Source organism: Microbacterium sp. SMR1, assembly GCF_003289625.1.
Classification (GTDB): Bacteria; Actinomycetota; Actinomycetes; order Actinomycetales; family Microbacteriaceae; genus Microbacterium; species Microbacterium plantarum.
In genome coordinates this window covers 125,737-148,843 of sequence record NZ_QMBN01000003.1, presented here as the reverse complement: position 1 = coordinate 148,843, position 23,107 = coordinate 125,737, and the positions used below count along the sequence as shown (strand labels likewise).

Annotated in this window: 29 protein-coding genes; 9 read left to right on the top strand and 20 right to left on the bottom strand. The window is 69.9% G+C overall.

What is annotated here, in order from left to right:
* Window positions 1-18: 18 nt before the first annotated feature.
* Window positions 19-348 (top strand): hypothetical protein, encoded by a 330-nt coding sequence (locus tag DO944_RS10405; RefSeq protein WP_112617113.1) that lies wholly within the window; start codon window positions 19-21, stop codon window positions 346-348.
* Window positions 349-352: 4 nt separating this feature from the next.
* Here the strand turns inward: DO944_RS10405 and DO944_RS10400 are convergent, their stop codons facing one another.
* The 6 genes from DO944_RS10400 to DO944_RS10375 form a co-directional block, all read right to left on the bottom strand.
* Window positions 353-697 (bottom strand): hypothetical protein, encoded by a 345-nt coding sequence (locus DO944_RS10400; RefSeq protein ID WP_112617112.1) that lies wholly within the window; start codon window positions 695-697, stop codon window positions 353-355.
* 155 nt (window positions 698-852) lie between these two features.
* Window positions 853-1,287: a hypothetical protein gene (locus tag DO944_RS10395; RefSeq protein ID WP_309300109.1), complete on the bottom strand. Its 435-nt coding sequence runs from the start codon at window positions 1,285-1,287 to the stop codon at window positions 853-855.
* 78 nt (window positions 1,288-1,365) lie between these two features.
* Window positions 1,366-1,725, bottom strand: coding sequence for a hypothetical protein (locus DO944_RS10390; protein WP_146752033.1), 360 nt, complete (start codon window positions 1,723-1,725; stop codon window positions 1,366-1,368).
* A 64-nt stretch (window positions 1,726-1,789) separates the two neighbouring features.
* Window positions 1,790-2,107, bottom strand: coding sequence for a hypothetical protein (locus DO944_RS10385; protein WP_112617110.1), 318 nt, complete (start codon window positions 2,105-2,107; stop codon window positions 1,790-1,792).
* 78 nt (window positions 2,108-2,185) lie between these two features.
* A complete protein-coding gene (locus tag DO944_RS10380) occupies window positions 2,186-2,461 on the bottom strand; it encodes a hypothetical protein (RefSeq protein WP_112617109.1) in 276 nt (91 codons plus the stop codon).
* 21 nt (window positions 2,462-2,482) lie between these two features.
* On the bottom strand, window positions 2,483-2,845 hold the full coding sequence (locus DO944_RS10375; protein ID WP_240309743.1) for an ATP-dependent DNA ligase: 363 nt from the start codon (window positions 2,843-2,845) through the stop codon (window positions 2,483-2,485).
* 194 nt (window positions 2,846-3,039) lie between these two features.
* On the opposite strand from DO944_RS10375, the gene DO944_RS10370 reads away from it, so the two are divergent.
* A complete protein-coding gene (locus DO944_RS10370; protein WP_258524673.1) occupies window positions 3,040-3,993 on the top strand; it encodes a DMT family transporter in 954 nt (317 codons plus the stop codon).
* A 17-nt stretch (window positions 3,994-4,010) separates the two neighbouring features.
* On the opposite strand, the gene DO944_RS10365 is transcribed toward DO944_RS10370, so the two are convergent.
* The 6 genes from DO944_RS10365 to DO944_RS10340 all read right to left on the bottom strand — a co-directional run bounded on the left by DO944_RS10365 (window position 4,011) and on the right by DO944_RS10340 (window position 9,947).
* On the bottom strand, window positions 4,011-4,985 hold the full coding sequence (locus tag DO944_RS10365; protein WP_112617547.1) for an NAD(P)-dependent oxidoreductase: 975 nt from the start codon (window positions 4,983-4,985) through the stop codon (window positions 4,011-4,013).
* The gene (locus DO944_RS10360; RefSeq protein ID WP_181574213.1) at window positions 4,982-7,648 is read right to left on the bottom strand and encodes an alpha/beta fold hydrolase; all 2,667 of its coding nucleotides are present in this window, start codon (window positions 7,646-7,648) and stop codon (window positions 4,982-4,984) included. The genes DO944_RS10365 and DO944_RS10360 overlap by 4 nt, the downstream gene beginning before the upstream one ends.
* On the bottom strand, window positions 7,645-8,667 hold the full coding sequence (locus tag DO944_RS10355) for a 3-oxoacyl-ACP synthase III (protein ID WP_258524720.1): 1,023 nt from the start codon (window positions 8,665-8,667) through the stop codon (window positions 7,645-7,647). The genes DO944_RS10360 and DO944_RS10355 overlap by 4 nt, the downstream gene beginning before the upstream one ends.
* 124 nt (window positions 8,668-8,791) lie before the next feature.
* Window positions 8,792-9,220, bottom strand: coding sequence for an ImmA/IrrE family metallo-endopeptidase (locus tag DO944_RS10350; protein WP_146752032.1), 429 nt, complete (start codon window positions 9,218-9,220; stop codon window positions 8,792-8,794).
* The gene (locus DO944_RS10345) at window positions 9,210-9,575 is read right to left on the bottom strand and encodes a helix-turn-helix domain-containing protein (protein WP_112617107.1); all 366 of its coding nucleotides are present in this window, start codon (window positions 9,573-9,575) and stop codon (window positions 9,210-9,212) included. The genes DO944_RS10350 and DO944_RS10345 overlap by 11 nt, the downstream gene beginning before the upstream one ends.
* Window positions 9,576-9,620: 45 nt before the next feature.
* The gene (locus DO944_RS10340) at window positions 9,621-9,947 is read right to left on the bottom strand and encodes a helix-turn-helix transcriptional regulator (protein WP_112617106.1); all 327 of its coding nucleotides are present in this window, start codon (window positions 9,945-9,947) and stop codon (window positions 9,621-9,623) included.
* An 83-nt stretch (window positions 9,948-10,030) separates the two neighbouring features.
* On the opposite strand from DO944_RS10340, the gene DO944_RS10335 reads away from it, so the two are divergent.
* Entirely contained in the window at window positions 10,031-10,273 is a 243-nt protein-coding gene (locus DO944_RS10335) for a helix-turn-helix transcriptional regulator (RefSeq protein WP_162815455.1), read from the top strand.
* Window positions 10,274-10,280: 7 nt separating this feature from the next.
* On the opposite strand, the gene DO944_RS10330 is transcribed toward DO944_RS10335, so the two are convergent.
* On the bottom strand, window positions 10,281-10,817 hold the full coding sequence (locus DO944_RS10330) for a nitroreductase family protein (protein WP_112617104.1): 537 nt from the start codon (window positions 10,815-10,817) through the stop codon (window positions 10,281-10,283).
* A complete protein-coding gene (msrB, locus tag DO944_RS10325) occupies window positions 10,814-11,221 on the bottom strand; it encodes a peptide-methionine (R)-S-oxide reductase MsrB (protein WP_023954808.1) in 408 nt (135 codons plus the stop codon). The genes DO944_RS10330 and msrB overlap by 4 nt, the downstream gene beginning before the upstream one ends.
* 66 nt (window positions 11,222-11,287) lie before the next feature.
* On the opposite strand from msrB, the gene DO944_RS10320 reads away from it, so the two are divergent.
* The 5 genes from DO944_RS10320 (at window position 11,288) to groL (ending at window position 15,269) form a co-directional block, all read left to right on the top strand.
* Window positions 11,288-12,283, top strand: coding sequence for a DUF2332 domain-containing protein (locus tag DO944_RS10320; protein ID WP_112617545.1), 996 nt, complete (start codon window positions 11,288-11,290; stop codon window positions 12,281-12,283).
* Window positions 12,284-12,292: 9 nt separating this feature from the next.
* Window positions 12,293-12,535, top strand: coding sequence for a DUF3263 domain-containing protein (locus DO944_RS10315; protein WP_112617103.1), 243 nt, complete (start codon window positions 12,293-12,295; stop codon window positions 12,533-12,535).
* Between the two features lie 29 nt (window positions 12,536-12,564).
* The gene (locus DO944_RS10310; protein WP_112617102.1) at window positions 12,565-13,146 is read left to right on the top strand and encodes a LytR C-terminal domain-containing protein; all 582 of its coding nucleotides are present in this window, start codon (window positions 12,565-12,567) and stop codon (window positions 13,144-13,146) included.
* 124 nt (window positions 13,147-13,270) lie between these two features.
* Window positions 13,271-13,474 (top strand): cold-shock protein, encoded by a 204-nt coding sequence (locus DO944_RS10305; RefSeq protein WP_023954799.1) that lies wholly within the window; start codon window positions 13,271-13,273, stop codon window positions 13,472-13,474.
* Between the two features lie 175 nt (window positions 13,475-13,649).
* The gene (gene groL / locus DO944_RS10300) at window positions 13,650-15,269 is read left to right on the top strand and encodes a chaperonin GroEL (protein WP_112617101.1); all 1,620 of its coding nucleotides are present in this window, start codon (window positions 13,650-13,652) and stop codon (window positions 15,267-15,269) included.
* 60 nt (window positions 15,270-15,329) lie between these two features.
* On the opposite strand, the gene DO944_RS10295 is transcribed toward groL, so the two are convergent.
* The 3 genes from DO944_RS10295 to DO944_RS10285 form a co-directional block, all read right to left on the bottom strand.
* Window positions 15,330-15,617: a WXG100 family type VII secretion target gene (locus DO944_RS10295; RefSeq protein ID WP_112617100.1), complete on the bottom strand. Its 288-nt coding sequence runs from the start codon at window positions 15,615-15,617 to the stop codon at window positions 15,330-15,332.
* 131 nt (window positions 15,618-15,748) lie between these two features.
* On the bottom strand, window positions 15,749-17,434 hold the full coding sequence (locus DO944_RS10290; RefSeq protein WP_112617099.1) for a cell wall metabolism sensor histidine kinase WalK: 1,686 nt from the start codon (window positions 17,432-17,434) through the stop codon (window positions 15,749-15,751).
* A 112-nt stretch (window positions 17,435-17,546) separates the two neighbouring features.
* Complete coding sequence (locus DO944_RS10285) at window positions 17,547-18,239, bottom strand: response regulator transcription factor (protein WP_023954791.1); 693 nt, start codon at window positions 18,237-18,239, stop codon at window positions 17,547-17,549.
* 88 nt (window positions 18,240-18,327) lie between these two features.
* Here DO944_RS10285 and DO944_RS10280 point away from each other — a divergent pair, with 88 nt between their 5' ends.
* Window positions 18,328-19,332: a CPBP family intramembrane glutamic endopeptidase gene (locus DO944_RS10280; RefSeq protein WP_112617098.1), complete on the top strand. Its 1,005-nt coding sequence runs from the start codon at window positions 18,328-18,330 to the stop codon at window positions 19,330-19,332.
* A 24-nt stretch (window positions 19,333-19,356) separates the two neighbouring features.
* Here DO944_RS10280 and DO944_RS10275 read toward each other — a convergent pair whose 3' ends face one another.
* The 3 genes from DO944_RS10275 to DO944_RS10265 are packed head-to-tail and all read right to left on the bottom strand — an operon-like array spanning window position 19,357 to window position 23,065.
* Complete coding sequence (locus DO944_RS10275) at window positions 19,357-21,000, bottom strand: DNA repair helicase XPB (protein WP_112617097.1); 1,644 nt, start codon at window positions 20,998-21,000, stop codon at window positions 19,357-19,359.
* A gap of 60 nt (window positions 21,001-21,060) precedes the next feature.
* Complete coding sequence (locus tag DO944_RS10270) at window positions 21,061-22,788, bottom strand: helicase-associated domain-containing protein (protein WP_112617096.1); 1,728 nt, start codon at window positions 22,786-22,788, stop codon at window positions 21,061-21,063.
* A gap of 1 nt (window position 22,789) precedes the next feature.
* Window positions 22,790-23,065, bottom strand: a complete 276-nt coding sequence (locus DO944_RS10265) for a multidrug ABC transporter ATPase (RefSeq protein ID WP_112617095.1) — start codon at window positions 23,063-23,065, stop codon at window positions 22,790-22,792.
* Window positions 23,066-23,107 lie beyond the last annotated feature (42 nt).

Genomic DNA, 23,107 nt, shown 5'->3' with positions numbered 1-23,107 from the left:
TGCTCGAGAGGGAGAACCATGGGACATCTGATCTACGGTGTCGCACCGGCCATCAACATCGACGACTGGGCGCTGCAGCATCTCCGAGCGGTCATCGTCACCAAGCTCCGTCGTGACGAGAGCTTCGTCTTCACATGGGGCAGCGAGCCCGACACGCATGGCGACGACGCGGCCGAGGGCCAGGAAGGTCAGCACGGGAGCGTCTGGATCTCCCGCGCCTCCTCGCTGTACTTCAGCTTTGCTGACGCGCCGACGGGCACCCTCAACCGGCGGTGGCTCGTGGTTCTCAACGAGGCGGCGAACAGCGCGGCCGGGTTGCGGTTGGTCCCGGAGCCGCCCGGCGACTGAGTCCTCAGGTTGCCCGATTGGCGATGAACGCGGCGGACTTGGACTGCAGGAACGAGCACAGAGCGGACACCATCGCGAGCTCCGACGAAAGTTCGAAGGCGCGGCCCGCGTCGAGCTTGACGTCCTGCTCGCGGGCTTCGAACGTGATCGCCCAGTGCGTCGACCCGACGGGCTCGGGCTGCAGGTAGGTCACGGTGCCGGCGTTCGCCAGGTCGAGGCCGATGAGGCCGGTATCGTGGCCCCCGGTGCCGTCCTGAGGCATGACCCGCAGCCGCTCGCTGATCGGGTAACCGAGCTCAGCGAACTCGGCCAGCCAGGCCTCCAGTGTTTCCTTCGTGCGAAACGGCATGCGCTCCTCCAATGGCACCCGGCAAGACACCCTGTCGTGTTGCCAGCGCTCATTATCACCCGCGCAGCCAACCGTTCCTGAAGTTCGCAACCTCAGGAGCCGCGCCGGTGCTCGCGGCGACCGAAACCGGATGCCGTGCCGCGCGCATCGGCCTGTCACGCGCCCATGCGCTCCCCATAGAGCTCAGCTCCGCCGCCCCGCACGGATGCCGCCCGCGGGGCAGGCTCCGGCACCACGTAGAGCCCTGTCGGAGAGCTCGCGACCGTGGCGAGCGCGGCAAGCCATTCCCGGCTCAGCTGGGGCTCGCGCCCCCCGTGGAACTTGAACTCGATGTCTGCGGCGGGGTGGATCCACACGGCATGCCGCCCGCCGCCCACGCTCGCGTCGTCTTTCCAGGTGAAGAAGAACGATTCGCTCCGTCGGAGCTTCGCGCCGACGACCTGCTGCAGGTGAGCGAGCGTGCGATCCTCGATCTCGACCTTGGTGTTCCATTTCCGTAGATGAAGCGGCCCATGCTGGCCGCCATACGTGCACAGGGCGACGGCCGCTCCGATGAGGGGAGGGAGCGAGGAGGCCGTCGCGTTTTTCACGCTTGCTTGCTCACAACGGTCCTCGTCGCGCGAGCGGTCGTCAAGGGCTCGGCGCGTAACGGCTCACGCCGCGAGGTCTCAGATGATGTCGATCGCTCCACCGAAATCGTCGTTCCATGATGCGAGATCCTCGGTCCCGGACGTCGCGTCGGACTCCGGGGAGAGCCGGGGATAGTCGGGATGCAGCTGCAGCCAGCCGACGGCGTCCTCGAAATCCGGCTCCGGGATATCGATGGCGGCGGGCCGGGACAGGATGTGGATGCCCGTCCCGATCACGAGGTCGACCTGCGCGGGTTCCTCCGATCCCGGCTCGATCGCGAGGATGGTGACGACTTCACTTCCCGACGTGGCGGCGACGCTCGCGGTCAAGGCCAGCAATGCGCGAGCGACGGCGTCGCTGGTGATGAAGGTCTCGCCCCCGTACTTGACGTAACGCATCGTGACGCACCATGCCACGCGGAGCGACGGCGCGGCACGGGGTTGCCAACTCGGGAGCGGCGGGCTATCCGTGCGCGCGGTCGGTGCGACGTGTCACGGCGTTGCGCCAGACGACGGTGTTGAGCTCGCCGGCCGGGCTCATCCAATGCACCACCACGACGCGGTCGTTCCATCCGTGTGCGACAGCCGCAACGCGTTCGGCCGGCTTGTGCGGCCACGACACCCATGCCCACACCGTGGGCCGCTCCGCCGGCCACTCGAGCGGGTCGGGGCCGTAGGCCTGCATCGGGATCGTGCACGGCGGGATGCGCATGAGGACCCGCTCGGTGCGCTCGTCGGCACGGCGATCGATCGCATCGGCGTAGCGCTTGTTCGTCCCCACAGGCCGGGTTCTCCTCTCCCGGCCCGAAGACTGTCATGGCCCGACGACATCCCGACGAGATGGCGCGCGGATGCGTCGTCAGTGCTTGCGGATGTTGACGAGCTGCCAGCCCTCCGGCACCTGCGCGAAGAGCGCCTGCCGGTCATCGGCCTCGATGTCGCGCAAACCGTCGCGCCGCTGATACGTCGCGGTCGCCTTCAGCTCGGTGCTGCCCTTGATCATCTGGACGGGAGCCGACACGAGGTCGAAGCCTTCCGGCGCAGCAGCCTGCGCCTGATCGCGGATCTCCTCGAGCGAGTGCCCGGCAAGTTCGACGGTGGTGTTCTCGACACGACGAATGGTGCCCACGTACATGGGACAAGCCTAAGCGTCGCGTCAGTTCAGCCCGATCAGGTCGACACGGCCGCGGGCCGCGGCGTCCACGTCACTGCGACCCCGCGGGGTCGGCTCCGGGGTCAAGTACAGACCGCTGCCGGAATTCGCGACGGCGGTGAGCGCCTCGAGCCAGTCGCGGTTCAGCTGCGGCGAACGGTGACCGTGGTACTTGAACACCAGGTCGGCGCTCTGATGGATCCAGACCGACCGCCGCCCGTCGCCGATGCTCACGTCGTCGCGCCACGTGAAGAAGAAGCACTCGTTGCGCCGCAGCTTCGACCCGATCACCTGCTGCAGGTGCGCGAGCGCGCGGTCCTCGATCTCGACTTTGGTGTTGCCGTTGCCGTAGATGAATCGCCCCATGATGGTCCCCGAGAAGAACGATTCGCGGGTCGGCCGCCGCACCGAGGGGGGATATGCGGCGTGTGGACCAGACCCGCGAATCGTTCCCCGTTCTCCTTGTCCACGGTCCCGGTTCGTCCTGCGAGCGTCAAGAGGGGCGGATGCAGTGCGCGCGGGTTCGTGGCGTGCGGCGCTCCTGATGCACTATTGACCGAGTGACCGATCAGACTCGACCCCCGGCTCTGCCGCTCGGAGCGGCGATCGCCGCGACGGTGTTCATCGGCGTCCTCACCGCCGTTCAAGCGCGCATCAACGGCGCGCTCGGCGCAGCGATCGGTGACGGGTTCGTCGCGGCATCCATCTCGTTCGGAAGCGGGCTGGTGCTCATCCTCGCGATCACCCTGCTGGCCCCCAGCGGCCGGCGGGGACTCCGTCTCCTGATCGCGGGGGCGGGGCGCGGCATCCCGATCTGGATGCTGCTGGGCGGCCTCGCGGGCGCCGTCACGGTCGCCACGCAGGGGCTCACCGTCGCCACGATCGGTGTCGCGCTCTTCACCGTCGGGCTGGTCGCGGGCCAGACGGCGGGCGGCCTGGTACTCGATCGCGTCGGGTACGGACCCGCCGGGGTGGTCGCCGTGACCGTGCCCCGCCTGGTCGGGGGACTGCTCGCGATCGTCGGAGTCGTCCTGTGCGCGCTCGGTCAGCGGGGTGAACCGGTCGCGTGGTGGATGCTGGCGCTGCCGCTCATCGCCGGAGCCGGCATCGCCTGGCAGCAGGGCACCAACGGGCGCCTGCGCCAGGAGCTGGGCAGCCCGCTGTCGACGACGGTCGTGAACTTCACGGGCGGCTCCATCGCGCTCGGCATCGCGGCTGCGGTGAGCGTGACCCTCAATGGAATGCCCGCGGCGCTGCCGTCCGAGCCCTGGATGTACCTGGGCGGCGCGATGGGGGTCGTCTACATCGTCATCTCGGCCGCGCTGGTGAAGCGCACCGGCGTGCTGCTCCTGGGCCTCGGATCGGTCGTGGGGCTGCTCGCCGCATCGATCGTCCTCGATGCGATCGCGCCCCCTCCGGCCGGACCGTCGCTGCTGGCCGCCACGGTCGCGGCCGGTGTGGCCTTCGTCGGCGTCGTCATCGCCGTCGTACCGTGGCGGCGCCGAGTCCGCTGAGGTGTGATGAGCGCGACTCAGCGACGAGCGGCGTAGTGCTCCGCGAGGCGCGCGAGACCCTCATCGATCGAGACGGTCGGCGCCCACTGCAGGTCGCGCCGGATGTCGGTCTGATCGAACCAGTGCGCGGTCGACAGCTGTTCGGCGAGGAAGCGCGTCATCGGCGGCTCGTCGGCGCCGGGACGCACCTCCCAGACCTTCTCGACGGCGGCTCCCGCCGCGCGCGCGACGGCAGCCGGTAGGCGCAGCTTCGGCTCGGGGGCTCCCGCCGCGCGGCAGATGCCCGCCATCAGGTCGCCCACGGGCCGCGGTTCGCCGTTGGTGAGCACGTAGGCGCGACCGCCGACGGCATCCGCCCGGTGCAGGGCCGCGACGATGCCGGAGGCGGCGTTATCGACGTACGTGGTGTCGATCAGCGCCGTGCCGCCGTTGAGGAGGGGCAGGGTTCGCCGCCGCGCCCGAGCGACGATGCGCTCGATGAGCTGCGGGTCGCCCGGCCCCCACACCAGGTGCGGCCGCACCGCGACGACGTGCATCGCTGCGCTGTCGCGGCTCAGCGCGATGAGCTCGGCCTCCGCCTTCGTGCGCGCGTATTCGCCGCGCGCGCGGACGGGGTCGGCCGGGTCGGCCCCCGCTCCTGCGAGCGCAGACCCGGCATGGGCGACCGATGGTGAGGAGACCTGAACGAAGCGCGCCACGCCGGCTGCCGCCGCGGCGTCGAGGAGAGTCGTCGTGCCGCCGACGTTGACGTCGTGGAATTCACGCCGGTCACCGGCGAGCGACACCTTCGCGGCGAGGTGGACGACGGCATCGGCGCCCGCCACCGCATCCGACACGGTCGTCGCATCCGTGACGGATCCCCGGATGTCGTGCGCACCGGCGACACCCGAGGGGCGACGCTGCAGGGTTCGCACCTCATGTCCGGCGGAGATCAGCTCGGCGACGACGGCGCGACCGAGAAATCCGGATGCACCGGTGGCGAGGACGATCACGGCGTGCTCGGCTTCTCGCCCGCGAGCACGCGCTCGGCCCATGCCGCCAAGCGCGACCGGTCGATCTTGGAGTTGTGACGGATGTCGGTCGGCAGCGCCGCGACGACGAGCGCCGCGGCCACGGGAGTGTCGGATGCCGCCCGGATACGCTCGGCCAGCTCCGACGGTGCGAGGCCCGGCCGACGCGCGCCGGGCGTCGTCTCGACGACCGCGACGCAGACCTGGCGGCCGCGCGGTCCGACCCCGACGACCGCGGCACGGCGAACGTCGTCGATGCTCTCGATCTGCTGCTCCGGACCGACGGGCGTCACGGGGCCGTCGGCCGTGACGATGACGTGGGGAAGCCGCCCCTCGACCCAGAGCCTGCCATCGGCGTCGAGGTGGCCGACATCGCCGGTGCGGTGCCAGCGTCCCGGATGCGCCTGAGTGTCGCGTGCGGCATCGCGGTCGGTGGCCCAGAGGCGGTGATATCCGCGCTTGAGGTGCGGTGCCGAGACGACGATCTCACCCGTCACGTGCGGCGCGTCGGACAGATCGCCCGTCGCCCGCCCGTCTTCGTCGAGCGCCGAGATGCGCACCGTGCCCGACCCGATCGGCGTGCCGACGCAGACCCCGGCGTCGGGTGCCTGCTGCGCGCTCTCGAGTTCGTCGAGGGTGACGTCGGTGACGAGCAGGCACTCGGTCATGCCGTAGGGCGTATGCGCCGCGGCGGCGGGCATGAGCTCGTGCGCCTGACGCAGGAGGTCGATGCTCACCGGCGCGCCGGTCGAGAGGAAGGTCCGGACCTGCGCGAGCGCTGCGCGATCGTCGGGAGTGAGCGCGCCGGCTGTGGCGCAGACGTTCGCGACGGCGGCGGGGGAGAGGAACACGATCCGCGCACGTGAGGCGCGCACGGCTTCGGCGACGGCGGAGGCCGTGAGGGTGCGCGGTGCCGAGACGTCCATGCGCGGCGTCGCCGAGCGCGTGCCGAGCGCGGGCCCGAGCAGCGCGAACGGAGCGAAGCCCGTGACCAGTCCGACGTCCGGGGTGACGTCGAAGTGGGCCCCCAGCGTGTCGCGCAGCGCGGCCAGTTGCGCGTGCGTGTACACGACGCCCTTCGCCGGTCCCGTCGAACCCGACGTGAAGAGGATGGCCGCCTCGTCGTGCGCGCTCGGGGGCGCCGGAACAGCGGCACGCGACCCGGATGCTGCGATCTCGGCCAGACTCGCCTCGACGCCGAGCGCGCGCGCTGCCGGCGCCGGAAGGTTCGGCGCCGAGATGCGTCGGCCGGGCCATCCGAGTGCGCGGGCTGCTGCGAGGCCCGCCTGCTCGCCGATGACGAAGGCGGGCTCGGTGCCGCGAACGGCCCGCGAGAGTCCGCGGACGCCCAGCCCCCGGTCCGCGACGACCACGACGGCACCGATGCGAAGGCATGCGTAGAGCACGGCCGTCAGGGTCGGGCCGGGCTGGACCAGGAGCGAGACGCGGTCTCCGGGACTGATGCCGAACGCCGCGAATCCGGCGGCGAGCTGGTCGACGCGCTGCGCGAGCTCGTTCCAGCTGACATCGAGCGGTTCGCCGCCGACCCGACGGGTGAGGTCGACCACGGCGGTGTCGCCGTCGTCGCGGCGGTCGTACAGTCGCTGCCAGATCGGAACGAACGGCTGCGCGTCGTCGTGCGCGTTCTCCTCCTCGGCGCGGATGCCGTGGTCGACGGAGTCCCCGTGGTCGCCGCCGGACAGGCCCTTGTCATCGAGCCAGTCGAGCACCAGATCTGCGTACGGTCGTTCCTCGGCGAGCATGTGACCGGCGCCTTCGAAACGGTGGACGTCGGCGTGCGGGAGGCGACGCGCGAGATCGTCGAGGTGGTGCTCGCCGAAGACGGGGTCGCGCGGTCCGCGCAGCAGCAGGGCGGGCACGGTGAGGTCGACGAGACCGCCCGCGAGCTCATCGAGCGCCGGCGTGCTCGGGTGGTCGGGCGTCGCGGGGATGTCGGCGACGAAAGCGCCGATGCCCCGGCGGAGCTCGCTCGACGCGTAGGGCGCCCGGTAGGCGGCGCGCACGTCGGGCGCGAGCGGGGGATCGGCCAGCGCGAGAGTCGTGTCGAGGAACGCGGTCGTCTTGACCGTCGTGGTGGCCAGCAGCGATCGGGCTCCCGCGACGCGCAGCGCCGAGGGCAGCGGCATCCCGGCCGGGTGGTGCACAGCCGTGTTGAGCACGGCGACGGCGTCGACCCGGTCACGATTGCGCACGGCCCACCCGAGAGAGATCGGGCCGCCCCAGTCGTGTCCGAGAGTCACGAGCGTGCCGGTGATGTCGAGGTCGTCGATGATCGCACCGAGGTCGGCAATGCGCTGCGGCAGGCCTCTCGTCAGCGACGTCCGTTCGGAGTAGCCCATCTCGAGCTGGTCGACGGCGACGATCCGCCAGGCCGGCCCGCCGGCCCGTGCACGCTGCAGCGACGCGGCGACGAGCCCGCGCCAGAGATACGACCAGGTCGGGTTGCCGTGCACGGCGACGATCGTCCCGACGGGCGTGATCCCTTCGCGCACGAGCAGCGGGGCGGTGTCGAGCAGGTGCCACCGGCGCTGCGACCCGGCGTCGGCGCCGACACCGGTGACGACGCGGGTCGTCGATACGTTGCTCTCTACTCCGGGCAGCTGCCGCGGCACCGAGGGGATCACCAGGCGAGCTCCAGCATGCTGGTGTTCAGGCCCGACCCGACCCCCATCAGCAGGACCCGGTCGCCACGCTGCAACGTCGACTTCTCCGCATCGAGGGTGATCGGGATGGACGCCGGTCCGACGTTGCCCAGGTGAGGGTAGGTCACCGGAACACGACGCCGGTCGAGACCGACCGCCTTGACGATCGCGTTGGTGTGCACGGACGAGACCTGATGCGTGATGTAGCGGTCGATCGTCGACCACGAAAAGGTCGACTGCGCTTCCTTCCACGCATCGACGACCAGCGCGAGCCCGCCTTTCAGGAGCGCTTTGGCGTCGGTGAACATCCCGTCGACGCTGCCGACGCACAGCTCGTGGAACTGCGTGGCCGCGCGGGTGACGCCACCGACGATCCGGTGCCCGCCGGGGTTCTCGCTCGCCCGCCCCAGCACGGCCGCGGCGGCGCCGGAGCCGAGCGTGAGCGACGCGAACTCGCTCATGAAGCCGTCGCGGCCGAGACCGCCGCGATTGAGTCGCTCGACGGTGTTGACCTGGATCTCGTCGGCGTCCTCGCCGTTGACGATGATCGCGTAGTCGATCTGGCCCGACTGGATCATGCCCGACGCGAGGCTCATGCCGTTGATGAATCCGAGGCAGGCGTTGGCCACGTCGAAGTTGATGGCCGAGGTGGGCAGGTCGAGCCCGTGGTGCAGTCGCACCGCGACCGACGGCTCGAGATGCTTGCGCGACACGGAGGTGTTGATGAGCAGTCCGATCTGATCCGGGCGCACACCCGCCTCGTCGAGCGCTCGCCGACCGGCCTGGATCGTCGCGTCGTCGGACGACTCGCCCGCCGCCCAATTGCGTCGCTCGTTCACGCCCGCGACGCGTCGCAGCAGTCCGGGCTTGAGCTTCAGCTGACGCAGCACATCCGACAGCCGCTCCTCTATCGCGTCTGACGGGGTGATGCGGGAGGGGAGGACACTCGCCACCGAGAGGAGGGCGACGTCGTCGTAACGAGTGGTGGCGTTTCCGTGCAATGCGACTCCCGCGGTGTCTCCGGTGGCCAGCGGCTTCTGCCTCCGACCCGCGCTCGAGGCGCCTCCGGGCATCCCTCGATTTTACGTCTCGACTCATGCGGTCGGCTGCATGCGGATCGCTGTGCTACCGCGGCGCGCCCGTCGGAATGTCCGGCATACGAAGGGTGCGAGGATGCCGGAGCGTGCGTTGGAAGGCCCGGATGAGGTCGACGGTCACATCGAGCTCGAGGGCCATCGCATCCACGTGTCCGTCGTGAATGTTCTCGGCGCGCGCGTAGTCGTCGACGGACACCAGCATCCGCGCCGCCCATTCGTCGGCTCTCGCCTCCTGCCGTTCGGCGTGGTGCGGGTCGCGAAGCGGCACGTCACCGTGGACGGCATGGGCGCACTCGTGCGCCAGCACCGACCGGTGGAGGCGTCGGGCCATTCCCGGCCGGAGCCGGACGATACGGAGCCCGTGCTCGTACTCTCCGTCGCGGTCGGGAGGCAGGTCGGTGATGGTCAGGCGTACGCCGAGAAGATCGAGTGTGTCGAGAAGTTCGTCATCCGTCACCGTCGTCCCCTCCGCGGTCATCGTGTGGCGCTTTGGCCACCGCCCGCTCAGTATCGCGTGAGGGTCCGACATCGATGCGAGGGATGGGAGACCCGTCGCGGGTCCGGCGAGACCGCCCGCCCGGCATGACGACGACCTGCGCGATGGGGATGCCGACCGCGCGGCAGACGGCGTCGAGTTGGTCGATCGTGAAGACCTTCTTGGCAGCGAGCACCCGCGACAATTGCGAGGCCGACATGCCCGCTTGGGCGGCGACGTCGGTCTGGCGCAGTCCGCGGCGTGCGATCTCGGTGGCGAGCAGACTCGCCACATGACGACTGAGCGGGCCGGGTTCCGGGGTCTTTCCTGAGGGCACGTGCCCAGTTTGGCGGAGTTGGCGGCATTCTGCCGCCCGGCTGCATCATCCGTCACACTCGTCCGCTCCGCGGTCGTTCTGCGGCGCCTTGGACACGGCGATGTCGACGGCTCCGCTGCCGGGCCACCGCCGCCGGCCGGGCATGACGACGACCTGCCCGATGGGGATGCCGACGGCGCGGCACACCGCGTCGAGCTGATCGATCGTGAAGACCTTCTTCGCGGCGAGGACGCGCGACAGCTGCGAGGCCGACATGCCGACCTGGGCGGCGACATCGGTCTGACGCAGCCCGCGACGAGCGATCTCGACGGCGAGCAGATTCGCGACGTGGCGACTGAGCGAGCCGGGTTCCGGCGTTCTTCCTGTGGGCACGTGCCAAGTTTGGCTGAACTATTGCCATGTGGCAAGAGCGTCAATAGTGTTGCCATATGGCAGACGGCTTGCTAAGCGCTCGAGTGGCTCGGTCCATCCGCGCGGTTCTCGCGGATGAGCGGTTGACGCAGGAATGGCTGGCAGAGGCGAGCGGGATCCCGATGCGAACGCTCGCCCGCCGCTTGCACGTTCGGCAGCCGTCGGCGATGTCGATCGAGGAGCTGGCGCGGATCTCGGCAGCGCTCGACGTCGACATCGCCGACCTCCTCGACGAGCGTCGTCTGTCGGCCCGCAGGCTCCGATCCCGCTCGCAGCCTCCGACCTGAGGGCGATTCAGGGCATCGGGCTCAGAAACGACTCGCCGTCGATCGACTTGCGGCGCCCGGAGTCGCGGTCTGCGGGCTTACCGCCGACATAGAGCCAGCCGAGCAGCTCCTCGCGCTTGCCGAGCTTGTGCGCCTTCGCGACCGCCTTGGATCGCGTCGCGCCGCCCGTGCGCCAGAACACGCCCCACCCGGCCTCGTCGAGAAGCAGGCTCAGCATGTGAGCGACGCCTGATGCCACGGCCTCCTGCTCCCACCGCGGGACCTTGCTCTTCTTGCTGTAGCTGGCGACGACCGCGATGAGCAGCGGGGCGCGCATCGGCTTCGTCGAGACACCGAGCTTGCCCTCGGCCTTGTTCAGCGCGCGGCCCAGCCGCGTCCGTCCGTCGCCTCGGATCTCGATGAGCCGCCACGGACGCAACGACGAGTGGTCGGCGACCCGCCCCGCGGCCGAGACCAGTCGCACGAGCTCCTCGTGCGAGGGTGCCTCGTCGGTGACCTTCGACCACGACCGGCGTGCGCCGGCGGCTTCGAAGGCTCCGGTCACTTCTCCTGCTCGGGCGTGAACGACAGCGACAGCGAATTCATGCAGTAGCGGTCACCGGTGGGCGTGCCGAAACCATCGGGGAAGACGTGCCCCAAGTGCGAACCGCAGTTCGCGCAGCGCACTTCCGTGCGCACCATGCCGTGCGAGCGGTCCTCGATCAGTTCGACGGCCTCGGGGCGCACCGACTCGTAGAAGCTCGGCCACCCGCAGTGCGAGTCGAACTTCGTTCCGCTCTGGAACAGCTCGGCGCCGCAGGCGGCGCAGGTGTACAGGCCCGCGCGGCTCTCGTCGAGCAGCTCCCCGGTCCACGCGCGCTCGGTGCCGGCCTGCCGCAGCACCGCGTACTGCTCAGGGGTGAGCTCCTCGCGCCACTGCTCGTCGGTCTTGTTCACGGAATAGGTCATGTCTGCTCCTTCGCCTCGTCCTATTCAACTCGACGTTGCGGGTCGATGTTCCCGGAGAATGGCTTCATGTCCGACGAGTTCGCCGCCGTGATCGAGCGCTACCGGCGGTTCGCCGTCGACGAGGCACCCGGGCGATCGGATCTCTACGCGGCATGGGCGCGGCGCGTCGTCGAAGACCGCGACCTGCAGCAGGTGCTGTCGCGGCTTCCCGCGAACCGGCGCCAGCCGCCGCTGGTGTTCGCGGTCTGCCGCCTGCTGGGTTCCGGCGACGTGGATTCGTCGTCGTGGGCATCGTGGGTGCTCGATCACGCCGACGCCGTCGTCTCGGAGACCCTCGTCCGCTCGGTGCAGACGAACGAGCCGCTCCGCTGCGCGGCGCTTCTGCCGACGCTGTCGCGCATCTCGGGGCCTATCGCGCTGCTCGAGGTCGGAGCGAGCGCCGGGTTGTGCCTGTATCCCGACCGCTACTCGTATCGGTACCGGGGTGACGACGGCGAGACGCGCCTCGACCCGCCCGCGGGGGCAGCCGTGGTCGAGCTGCCGAGCGAGGTGAGGGGGGTGCGGATGCCGCGCGTGCGGCATCCCGAGATCGTCTGGCGCGCCGGCATCGATCTCGCCCCGTTGGACGTGCGCGATCCCCGCGACGTCGACTGGCTGACGCGCCTGGTGTGGCCGGGCGAGAGCGGGCGGGCGGAGCGCATCCGAGCGGCGGCGGCTGTCGCGGAATCCGACCCGCCCCTTCTGTTCGCCGGCGACGCGTACGACCTTCTTCCGGACGTAGCAGCGCTCGCCCCGGCCGACGCGACGCTCGTGATCACCACGCCCGGGGTGCTCGTGCACATCCCGCGGGAACGACGCGCGGGCGTGGTCACGCGTGCGCGCGGACTCGGGCGCTGGCTGACTATCGACGAGCCCGCCACCCATGACGGCTGGGCAGGCGGTGCTCCCTCCGGCTGGCGCGACGGCTTCGCGGTCGCCCTCGACGGGGAGATCGACGCTGCGGCCGACCCGCTGGGGCGATGGTGGGAGTGGCGTCCCGGCTCCGAGCGCGCGCGGTCGTAGCGTGGAGACGTGGCACTTTCCGAACGCGACCGCTCGATCCTCGATTTCGAGGCACGTTGGGGTGCTCACAGCGGCGCGAAAGAAGAGGCCGTTCGCGAAGAGCTCTCGCTGAGCCCTGCGCGGTACTACCAGCTGCTCGGGCGGATCATCGAGTCGGTCGACGCGGTGTCGCACGACCCCCTGCTCGTGCACCGCCTGCGGCGCATGCGTGCGGCGGCCGAGCGCTCGCGAGCCGACCGCGCGGCCATGTGACGCGAAGCTTCGGCAGATAGCATTCCTCCGTGCCGACAACGACATACCCGAAAGACCGCTTCGACGAGCTGCCCGCCGACACCACCCGCGTCGGCGCCCACCGGGCCGAGAACCCCCGGCTGCGTGCCGGCGTGCTCCTGGTCTGGGCTGCCGTCGCGGTCCTCGTCCTGGTGGCGGCGGGCGTCCTCGGCACGATGATCGTCACCGGTCGCATCGGGCTGTTCCCGGCGGCGCCCACGGCGACGTCCGTGGTCGAGGCTCCCGTCGAGGCCGATCCGGTCGTCGACACCTCGTATCCCGTCCTGATCCTCAACGCGACGTCGGAGCGCGGACTGGCGACCGCCCTCCGTGACACCGTCGTCGGTGCCGGATGGAACTCGGATGTCGTCGACGCGGGTGACGCCAGCACTCATGACTTCGCGACGACCACGATCTTCTACGTCCATGCGGAGGACGAGGGTGCCGCGCGGGGCCTCGCCCAAGTGATCGGCGGAGCGGACGTGGAGATGAGCGAGGCCTATGCAGGCCCGGACGGCGCGGACGGGGAGCCCAGCAAGCAGCTCACTGTGGTAGTCGGCGAGGACCGCGCGGGCGGTGGCGGCGAGGGCTGACGACCGGGCGTGTTTCACGCTCGTGAAATTCTCGATGCGGCCGTGTCAACAGTGACCGGAAGCGCCGGATCCGGCGGAACGCCCTGCATACGATGACGCTGTCGCACAGCATCAGGAGATTCGCATGACACAGGGCACCGTCAAGTGGTTCAACGCCGAGAAGGGTTTCGGCTTCATCACCGTGAACGAAGGGCAGGACGTCTTCGTCCACTACTCCAACATCGAGATGAGCGGCTTCCGCGTGCTCGAAGAGGGGCAGGCGGTCGAGTTCACCGTGGGGACGGGGCAGAAGGGTCCGCAAGCGGAATCGGTGCGCGTCGTCGCCTGAATCGCAACACTCCACGGAGCGCACCGCCATCGCGGTGCGCTCCGTCGTTTCCCCGGGTCGCGTCACCGGCCACGCGGCTTGCACTCCCCATGGGCGAGTGCCAGAATGGCTTTAGCACTCACGTTCATCGAGTGCTAAAGACTGTTCTCCACCGTCCGGGAGGGACGACACACACATGGCAAAGATCATCGCTTTCGACGAGGAGGCCCGCCGCGGCCTCGAGCGCGGCCTGAACACGCTGGCCGACGCCGTCAAGGTGACGCTCGGCCCGCGCGGTCGCAACGTCGTGCTCGAAAAGAAGTGGGGCGCCCCCACCATCACGAACGATGGCGTCTCGATCGCCAAGGAGATCGAGCTCGACGACCCGTACGAGAAGATCGGTGCGGAGCTCGTCAAGGAGGTCGCCAAGAAGACCGACGACGTCGCCGGCGACGGAACGACCACCGCGACCGTCCTCGCTCAGGCGCTCGTCCGCGAAGGCCTGCGCAACGTCGCAGCCGGCGCCGACCCCATCTCGCTCAAGAAGGGCATCGAGAAGGCCGTCAAGGCCATCACCGACCAGCTCCTCGCTGACGCCAAGGAGGTCGAGTCGAAGGAGCAGATCGCTGCCACCGCTTCGATCTCGGCTGCTGACGCCTCGATCGGCGAACTGATCGCCGAGGCCATCGACAAGGTCGGCAAGGAGGGCGTCGTCACCGTCGAGGAGTCGAACACCTTCGGCACCGAGCTCGAGCTCACCGAGGGCATGCGCTTCGACAAGGGTTACATCAACCCCTACTTCGTCACGGACCCGGAGCGCCAGGAGGCCGTCTTCGAGGACCCGTACATCCTCATCGCGAACCAGAAGATCTCGAACATCAAGGACCTTCTGCCCATCGTCGACAAGGTGATCCAGGAGGGCAAGGAGCTCCTCATCATCGCCGAGGACGTCGAGGGCGAGGCTCTCGCGACGCTGGTCCTCAACAAGATCCGCGGCATCTTCAAGTCGGCTGCCGTCAAGGCTCCCGGCTTCGGCGACCGTCGCAAGGCTCAGCTGCAGGACATCGCGATCCTCACCGGTGGCCAGGTCATCACCGAAGAGGTGGGCCTCAAGCTCGAGAACGCCACCGTCGACCTGCTCGGCCGTGCGCGCAAGGTCATCATCACGAAGGACGAGACCACGATCGTCGAGGGTGCCGGTGACTCGGCTCAGCTCGAGGGCCGCGTGACCCAGATCCGTCGCGAGATCGACAACACCGACAGCGACTACGACCGCGAGAAGCTCCAGGAGCGCCTCGCGAAGCTCGCCGGTGGCGTTGCCGTCATCAAGGCCGGAGCTGCGACCGAGGTCGAGCTCAAGGAGCGCAAGCACCGCATCGAGGACGCCGTCCGCAACGCCAAGGCAGCTGTGGAAGAGGGTGTCGTCGCCGGTGGTGGTGTCGCGCTCATCCAGGCCGGCAAGAACGCGTTCAGCGGTCTCGAGCTCTCGGGCGACGAGGCGACCGGTGCGAACATCGTCAAGGTCGCGATCGAGGCTCCGCTGAAGCAGATCGCTCTGAACGCCGGCCTCGAGCCGGGCGTCGTCGCCAACAAGGTGGCCGAGCTCGAGATCGGACACGGCCTGAACGCCGCGACCGGCGAGTACGGCAACCTGTTCGAGCAGGGCATCATCGACCCGGCCAAGGTGACGCGCTCCGCGCTGCAGAACGCCGCGTCGATCGCGGGCCTGTTCCTCACGACCGAGGCGGTCGTGGCGGACAAGCCGGAGAAGACCCCGGCTCCCGCGGGCGACCCCACGGGTGGCATGGACTTCTGATCCATCGCATACAGAACGGCCCCTCCTTCGGGAGGGGCCGTTCTGCGTTTCGGAGGGGCCTCAGCGGAACAGGCCCGCGGCCGCAGCCTCGGCCTGCAGGTACTGCTGGCCGGCGGCATCCAGTGCCGATCCGATGTCGCCGAGCGCCGCCTCCACCTCGCGCTGCGCCGCGCGCCACCTCTCGACGATGGCCTGGAATGCGAGAGCGGCGCTGCCGGTCCACGAGCCCTGCAGTTGTGTCAGTTGCGCCATCATCGCGCCTGTGTCGCTCTCGATGCGTCCCGAGGTGGCGCGGATGGCGGCGGTGGCGCTCGCTACGGCGTCGCTGTCGATCGAAAAGGTGGCCATGTCGCTCCTTGTGTCGTGTGCGGTGGATGCCGACACGCTAGGTCGCCGTCGACACGCTGTACTCGCGCGCGGAAGCGATCGGGGAGAGGCCGGTGCCCGGTGCGGCGGGGGAGAAGCCGCCGCCACCCCGCTCAGCGCTCGTCGCGCAGACGCGGCAGCGGCTGGGTCTCGATCCAGAGATGCTCGGCGGCCTCGCGGCGATCGGCCAGGGGGAACGCGACCCGGAACGTGGCGCCGCCGCCCGGCGTGGCCTGGACGTCGATCGAACCGTGCAGCGCCTCCACGATCGAGGCGACGATGGACAGGCCGAGGCCCGAGCCGCCGGTCTCGCGCGTGCGCGACGTGTCGGCCCGCCAGAACCGCTGGAAGATCTTCTCGCGCAGCGGTTCGGGGATGCCTTCGCCGTGATCGATCACCGAGATCCATCCCATGCGGGCGTCGCGATCCAGGCCCACGGCGATTTCGATCGGGGTGCCCTCCGGGCTGTAACGCCGCGCGTTGCCGATGAGGTTGGCGACGACCTGGCGGATGCGGTTCTCGTCGCCGAGGACGACCGGTACGAGCGGCGGCTCGCTTGGCTGCAGCAGCGGCTTCGTGTCGGCGGTCGCGCCGGGCGACGTGCTCGCGGACGCGGCATCCGTCTTCCGGGACGCCGTGCCGGAGTCTCCCGAACGAGCGCCCCGCTCGTCCTTCGGCCGCCGCCGCAGGCGGGAGAGCGTCTGGCCGGTGCGGTTGCGGGCACCGCCGGAACGCTTCGTCGTCGTGCCGGTCCGCGTGTTCGTCGGCAGATCCACCGTGAGCGTCTCATCGGAGTACTCGATCACCGAGACATGGCGCTCGGGCGCCGCCGCTCGCGTGTCGAGCGCGGCGTCACGGGCGATGGGACGCAGGTCGACCGGCGCGATGACCAGGTCACGGCGTTCGTCGAGGCGCGCGAGCGCCAGGAGGTCTTCGACGAGGCCGCTCATCCGAACGGCCTCCTTCTCGATCCGCTCCATCGACTGCGCGGTGTGCTCGGCGTCGGTGATCGCGCCCATCCGGTACAGTTCCGCGTATCCGCGGACCGTCACGAGCGGCGTGCGCAGCTCGTGGCTGGCGTCGCCGATGAACCGCCGCATCTGCTGGACCGTGGCGTCGCGCTGGGCCAGGGCGGTGTCGATGCGGTCGAGCATCGCGTTGATGGCGATCTTCAGCCGGCCCACCTCGGTGCCGGGGGAGATGTCGCCCATGCGCTGGCTCAGATCGCCGGCCGCGATCGTCATCGCGGTCTCCTCGACCTGGCTGAGGCTGCGGAAGGTGAGGGTCACGAGCCAGCGGGTGCCGAGAGCGCCGGCCACGAGGATGAGGGCGGCGATCACGGTGTAGATGCTGATGAAGTTCGCGACGGTCTGCGTCACCGAGGTCAGCGGAAGCGCGACGAGCTGCGTATAGCTCTCACGCGACCCCTCGGGCTGGAGGACATCGACACTCGCGTGGAAGGTGCCGGTTCCCTGGCGAGCGGGGAGCTCGAAAGGCTCGGTGCCCTTGACGACCGTGCGGTCGAGGGGGAACGAGGCGGGCAGATCGGGGCGGACCGACTCGGGCCCGCCCGCGACCGACAGCAGCTCGCCCTCAGCGCTGTAGATCGCGACGACGAAGGTGGTCGGCGCCGGTGACTCCTTCGCCTCGAAGAGCGCGATGCCGTCTTCGACGGTGACATCCATCACCGTGCTCGCCAGGTCGGTCGGGGCCAGCGACCTCAGGCTGCCGTCGAGCGCGGCGACCTGGGCGTTGCGCAGGAAGATCATCGTTCCCACGCCCGCCGCGATCAGCCCCATCGCCAGCAGGGTGACGATGACGCCCGTGACCTTCGTGCGCAGGCTGATGCCGCGCCACCACCGGGTGACGCCGTCGTTCGCGGAATCGCTCAGGCGTCTGCGCTCCCGCGGATCACGCCGACTTGTCGGCCTTGAGCATGTATCCGAAACCGCGCTTGGTCTGGATCAGCGGCTCGGAGGAGTGCGGGTCGATCTTGCGGCGCAGGTACGAGATGTAGCTCTCGACGATGCCGGCATCGCCGTTGAAGTCGTACTCCCACACGTGGTCGAGGATCTGCGCCTTGCTCAGCACCCGGTTCGGGTTGAGCATCAGGTAGCGCAGCAGCTTGAACTCGGTGGGCGACAGGTCGATCGAGACGTCGCCGACCTGGACGTCGTGGGTGTCCTGATCCATCGTCAGCTCGCCGGCGCGGATGATCGACTCCTCGTCGGCCTGCATCGTGCGGCGCAGGATGGCCTGGATGCGGGCGACGATCTCGTCGAGACTGAACGGCTTCGTGACGTAGTCGTCGCCGCCGGCGTTGAGTCCCTCGATCTTGTCCTCGGTCTCGTCCTTTGCGGTGAGGAAGAGGATCGGCGCGGTGTAGCCCGCGCCCCGCAGGCGCTTGGTGACGCTGAAGCCGTTCATGTCGGGCAGCATCACGTCGAGCACGATCAGGTCGGGCTCCTCCTCGAGCACGGCCGAGATCGTCTGTGCTCCGTTGCCCACGGCGCGGACCTGGTATCCGGCGAACTTCAGCCCGGTGATCAGCAGGTCACGGATGTTCGGTTCGTCGTCCACGACGAGAATGCGCGGTGCTGTCATAGGCCCATACTGGCACCGGATCCCATCGGTTTGCTGGATATCGCGCCGCAGGGGGTCGACCTGGTAGGGGTCGCGAGAGGATGGAGGCATGCCGCGTCCGATCGATTCCGACCGTCTCGCATTCCATCGGCTCGTCTTCGCACGTCGTCGTTCGGGGTGGTGGACCCCGCTCGCGGTGGGCGCTCTCGGCATCGTTCTGTTCCTCCTCATGGTGCTGGGCGCCGCACTCGTCGCCCTGCTGATCGCGCTGTCGAGCGAAGAGGCGGCGCGGGCGCTGAACCGGGTCCTCAACGATGGCGGGGTCCTGGACATCTCGGACCCGCTCTCGTTGTTCATCGGCCTCGGCGCGATCGCGCTGCTGCTGCCCGCGTACCTGCTCGCGTCGCTCATCGTCAACGGACGTCGTGTCGGGTTCGCCTCCGCCGTGTTCGGACGGTTGCGGTGGCGGTGGCTGCTCGTCTGCGCCGGGCTGGCCGTGGCCATGGCGATCGTCGTGGCCATCGCCACCGCGCTCCTCCCCGCCGAGCAGAGCGGAGAATCGCTCACGCCCCCGGTGGGCGCCACCCTGTGGCTGAGCCTGCTCGTGGTCATCCTCGTGGTGCCGGTCCAGGCGGCCGCCGAGGAGTACATCTTCCGCGGCTACCTGATGCAGTCGATCGGGCGGTGGCTGCGGCATCCGCTGTTCGCCATCCTGCTGCCGGTGCCCGTGTTCGTCCTCGGACACGGGTACGACCCCGTCGGTCAGGCCGCGGTCGGCCTCTTCGCGATCGCCGCGGGCTGGCTCACCTGGCGGACGGGCGGGCTGGAAGCGGCCATCGCCGTGCACATCGTCAACAACCTGCTGGCCTTCGTGACCGGGATCGCGACGGGAGCCGACCCGGCGGCGGCGGATGTCGGCTGGGTCAGCTTCGCGACGTCGGTGCTGCTGCTCGGGGGCTACTGTCTCGCCGTCGAGCTCGTGCTGCGGCGGCGACCGATCGCGCGCACGTACGGCCTGCCGCGGACCCAGCTGCCGCCGCCGATCCCCATGCCGACGCCGACGGCGACCGTGCCGCTTCCCGGCGAGCCGACGCCCGAGCTCACCAAGCCCTGACACCTCCGCCGTAGGGCGACCGGCTCAGGCCGCTTCGAGCTTCTCGGCGTCGAGGATCGTGTAGCTGTACCCCTGCTCGGCGAGGAAGCGCTGCCGGTTCTGTGCGAAGTCCTGGTCGACCGTGTCGCGCGCGATGAGCGTGTAGAAGCTCGCGGTGTGACCGTTGGACTTCGGCCGCAGCAGACGCCCGAGTCGCTGCGCCTCCTCCTGGCGCGAGCCGAACGATCCCGAGACCTGAATGGCGACGGAGGCGTCGGGGAGGTCGATCGAGAAGTTCGCGACCTTCGACACGATCAGCACGGGGATCTCACCCGTTCGGAACGCCTCGTACAGTTCCTCGCGCTCGTCGACGGGCGTCGAACCCGTGATCTTCGGCGCTCCCAGCGCGTCGGACAGCACGTCGATCTGATCGAGGTACTGCCCGATCACGAGGATCTGCTCGCCCGTGTGCTTCGCGACGAGGTCGCGGACGACCCCGATCTTCGCGTGCGCGGTGGCAGCCAGGCGGTACCGCTCGTCATCGGCCGAGGCCGCGTACTCGAGGCGGTCGGATGCCGGGAGGTCGACGCGCACCTCGTAGCAGACGGCGGGGGAGATGAAGCCCTGTGCCTCGATCTCCTTCCACGGCGCGTCGAAGCGCTTGGGGCCGATGAGGCTGAACACGTCGCCTTCGCGGCCGTCCTCCCGGACGAGGGTCGCGGTGAGGCCGAGCCGGCGTCGCGCCTGCAGGTCGGCGGTGAGCTTGAACACGGGGGCGGGCAGCAGGTGCACCTCGTCGTACACGACGAGACCCCAGTCGAGCGCGTCGAGGAGCGCGAGGTGGGCGTACTCGCCCTTTCGCTTCGCGGTGAGGATCTGGTACGTCGCGATCGTGACCGGCTTGACCTCCTTCGACTGACCGGAGTACTCGCCGATCTCGTCCGGGGTCAGGCTCGTGCGCTTGAGCAGCTCGTTGCGCCACTGCCGCGCGCTGACGGTGTTGGTCACGAGGATGAGCGTGGTCGTCTTCGTGTCGGCCATCGCCGCGGCTCCGACGAGCGTCTTGCCCGCGCCGCAGGGGAGCACCACCACACCCGAGCCGCCCTCGGTGAAGATGTCGACCGCCTTGCGCTGGTAGGGGCGCAGGCTCCAGCCGTCCTCGTGCAGCTCGATCTCATGCGGCGTGCCCGGCGTGAAGCCGGCGAGGTCTTCGGCGGGCCAGCCGATCTTCAGCAGCTCCTGCTTGATCTGGCCGCGGGCCCAGGCATCGATGACATACGTGTCGGGCGTGGGGTTGCCCAGGAGGAGCGGCTGGATGCGCTTGTTGCGCGTGACCTCCGAGAGAACGGCCGCGTCGCTCGACCGCAGGATCAGGGTGCCCTCGTCGTCGCGCTCGATGACCAGGCGGCCGTAGCGTGTCACCGTCTCGCGGATGTCGGTCGACACCGACGGCGGCACGGGGAAGCGCGACCAGCGGTCGAGTGTGGCCAGCATGTCTTCGGCATCGTGCCCCGCGGCGCGTGCGTTCCACAGCCCCAGGCGCGTGATGCGATAGGTGTGGATGTGCTCGGGCGCCCGCTCGAGCTCGGCGAAGATCGCCAGTTCGTGCCGCGCGTCCTCCGCGCTCGGGTGGGCGACTTCCAGCAGCACGGTGCGGTCGCTCTGGACGATCAGGGGGCCATCAGCCATAACGAGCAATCGTACCGGTGCTCAGCCCACGTCGGCCTGTACGGAGGGTGCCTGCGATGCTCAGGTCAGCCGGGCGGAGACGATGCTCGACACCGGCAGAGTGCGTTCGACATCCGAGGCGCGGTCGCGCCCACGCAGCCGGCCGCCGCCCAGCCCCGTCGCTTCGAGCACGAAGTCACGCGTCGAGCCGTCCGGCAGACGCACGCTCACCTCGATCGCCGCGCGTGCCTTGACCGCCTGCTCGAGCTCGCGCCCCAGCCACGCGGCATCCGCGTCGTCGGAGGAATGGGCTCGACGCATTCGCTCGATGAGAGGCAAGAAGCGGGTGTCGTCGGTGCCCGCCGGTGCGTCGTCCGCCGATGCGGCCAGCTTGGCGCGGTCGAGGATCCGTACCTCTCCGTTCTCGTCGACCGCGGCGACGGGGTAGCGAGCGTCGCTCAGCATCCAGAAGACGGTGTCGACCGAGCTGCGGCTGACGAGCCGGTCGCCATCGCGCACGAGCCCGAGCGGACGCAGCGCCTGATCGACGGCGAGCGTGTCGAGGGCACCCTGGTCGGATGCGGTGACCTGCGTTCGACCGGTGGGGTCGGAGCCCACGCGCAGTCGGCCGTGGCGGCCGGCCGCCCGTTCGAGCTCGTACGCCAGCGGCTGCGGCAGGCCGGTCAGCGAGATCGCGGTGAGGAACTCGGCGAGGGATGCCGGATCCTCTCCGGCCGCGAGCGCTGCTCCGATCGATTCGGCCGAGAACCGGTAGGTCGACGCCTGCGCGCGCGACTCGCGCCGCGCCGCCCGGCGCAGCCGCGCATCGATCGCGGGCTCGAGCGGCCCGGGCGCGATCGCCGTGAGGTCGTTCTGGAGGAAGATGCGGTCGACCTCGCCGGGCAGGTGCTCCTGCAGCGTCGTCCGGTCGACGTCGCCTCCGTTCGCTAGCGCCGTCGCCCAGGCTGCCGGGCGCCCCGATGCGTCGATGATCGCCCACAGCCGCCACTGCGCCGTCAGGCGGTCGGCGCGGGCGTACCACTGCGGGTCGAGCGGATAGGCGAGGTGCCACTGCGCCGGCGGCTGCCATCCGCCGTCCGTCGTCCGCAGAGCCGCCGGGAGCGCGTCGCGCAGGCGGCCGGCGGTGTCGGCCCAGCGATCGGCGGAGCCACGGAGCAACCAGGCGGTTCCGTCGGTCGTCACCCGCCACTCGCGCTCGACCGGACCGAGGAGCTCGGCGTCGAGACCGATCCCGATCACGAGGTCGGCTGTCTCGGCATCCGCCACCGCTCCTGCTTCGATCAGGCGGCGGCGGTCGGCGGCACCCAGGGTTCCCGCACCGGTGCGTCCGAGGGGCGACGGTTGCGTCAGCGACAGGACATCGGCGAGTGATGAGAGCGCGGTGAAGGCGCGTTCGGCCAGCTGCGCATCTTCCTCCGGCGAGCCCCTCGTGATGGAACGGCCGGGGGCCTCGGGGCGGGGGACATCGCGCCACGCCGTAGCGGCACCGGCGTAGGGCATCCCGCCAGGAGAGACGAGCCCGAGATGCAGCAGGGCGTCGCGTGCCGTACCGGGCGGAACCGCATCGCCGGAGGCGACCGCGTCGTCCATGGCCTCGACGAGCGGCCGGGAGAGAAGCGGAGCGGCCTTGGCCACCGCCGCGGGATCGAGCAGGGCCTCGGCGGCGTCGAAGAAATCGGCCCAGGCGACGTCGGGCGAGACGCGGCGTCGACGGAGCAGGTCCGTCAGGACGTCGTCGTCGACCGTGGCGAGCCAGCTCGCGAGGGCACGGGCGTCGACGGGAGACACGTCACCGGCCCTTGTTGGCCCGGCTCCGTCGGATGAAGGTCATGATCAGCACCGTCAGCAGCAGGGCGAACGCGACGGGCGGCGCGATCCACACGATGGCGCTGACCGTGGGCCACGCCCCGGTGCCGAAGTCTGTCTGCTCCATGCCGGTCGCGGTGCCGATGATGATCGCGAAGAAACAGACGATCGCCAGAATCAGCAGCCCCAGCGACATGAACGCGAGGATGCGGTCGATACGGCGGACCGGAAGGTCGTCGCCCGTGCTGCGCGTGCTCATCCGCATCAGCGTAGCGGTTCGCAGTGGTGCCGTAGGCTGGTT

What these genes read in the sequence shown, in the direction of transcription:
- DO944_RS10405 (WP_112617113.1), top strand. Translation starts at nt 19, where the DNA reads ATGGGACATCTGATCTACGGTGTCGCACCGGCCATCAACATCGACGAC.
- DO944_RS10400 (WP_112617112.1), bottom strand. Translation starts at nt 697, where the DNA reads ATGCCGTTTCGCACGAAGGAAACACTGGAGGCCTGGCTGGCCGAGTTC.
- DO944_RS10390 (WP_146752033.1), bottom strand. Translation starts at nt 1,725, where the DNA reads ATGCGTTACGTCAAGTACGGGGGCGAGACCTTCATCACCAGCGACGCC.
- DO944_RS10380 (WP_112617109.1), bottom strand. Translation starts at nt 2,461, where the DNA reads ATGTACGTGGGCACCATTCGTCGTGTCGAGAACACCACCGTCGAACTT.
- DO944_RS10375 (WP_240309743.1), bottom strand. Translation starts at nt 2,845, where the DNA reads ATGGGGCGATTCATCTACGGCAACGGCAACACCAAAGTCGAGATCGAG.
- msrB (WP_023954808.1), bottom strand. Translation starts at nt 11,221, where the DNA reads ATGACCTATTCCGTGAACAAGACCGACGAGCAGTGGCGCGAGGAGCTC.
- DO944_RS10320 (WP_112617545.1), top strand. Translation starts at nt 11,288, where the DNA reads ATGTCCGACGAGTTCGCCGCCGTGATCGAGCGCTACCGGCGGTTCGCC.
- DO944_RS10305 (WP_023954799.1), top strand. Translation starts at nt 13,271, where the DNA reads ATGACACAGGGCACCGTCAAGTGGTTCAACGCCGAGAAGGGTTTCGGC.
- groL (WP_112617101.1), top strand. Translation starts at nt 13,650, where the DNA reads ATGGCAAAGATCATCGCTTTCGACGAGGAGGCCCGCCGCGGCCTCGAG.
- DO944_RS10295 (WP_112617100.1), bottom strand. Translation starts at nt 15,617, where the DNA reads ATGGCCACCTTTTCGATCGACAGCGACGCCGTAGCGAGCGCCACCGCC.
- DO944_RS10290 (WP_112617099.1), bottom strand. Translation starts at nt 17,434, where the DNA reads ATGGGGCTGATCGCGGCGGGCGTGGGAACGATGATCTTCCTGCGCAAC.
- DO944_RS10285 (WP_023954791.1), bottom strand. Translation starts at nt 18,239, where the DNA reads ATGACAGCACCGCGCATTCTCGTCGTGGACGACGAACCGAACATCCGT.
- DO944_RS10280 (WP_112617098.1), top strand. Translation starts at nt 18,328, where the DNA reads ATGCCGCGTCCGATCGATTCCGACCGTCTCGCATTCCATCGGCTCGTC.
- DO944_RS10275 (WP_112617097.1), bottom strand. Translation starts at nt 21,000, where the DNA reads ATGGCTGATGGCCCCCTGATCGTCCAGAGCGACCGCACCGTGCTGCTG.
- DO944_RS10265 (WP_112617095.1), bottom strand. Translation starts at nt 23,065, where the DNA reads ATGAGCACGCGCAGCACGGGCGACGACCTTCCGGTCCGCCGTATCGAC.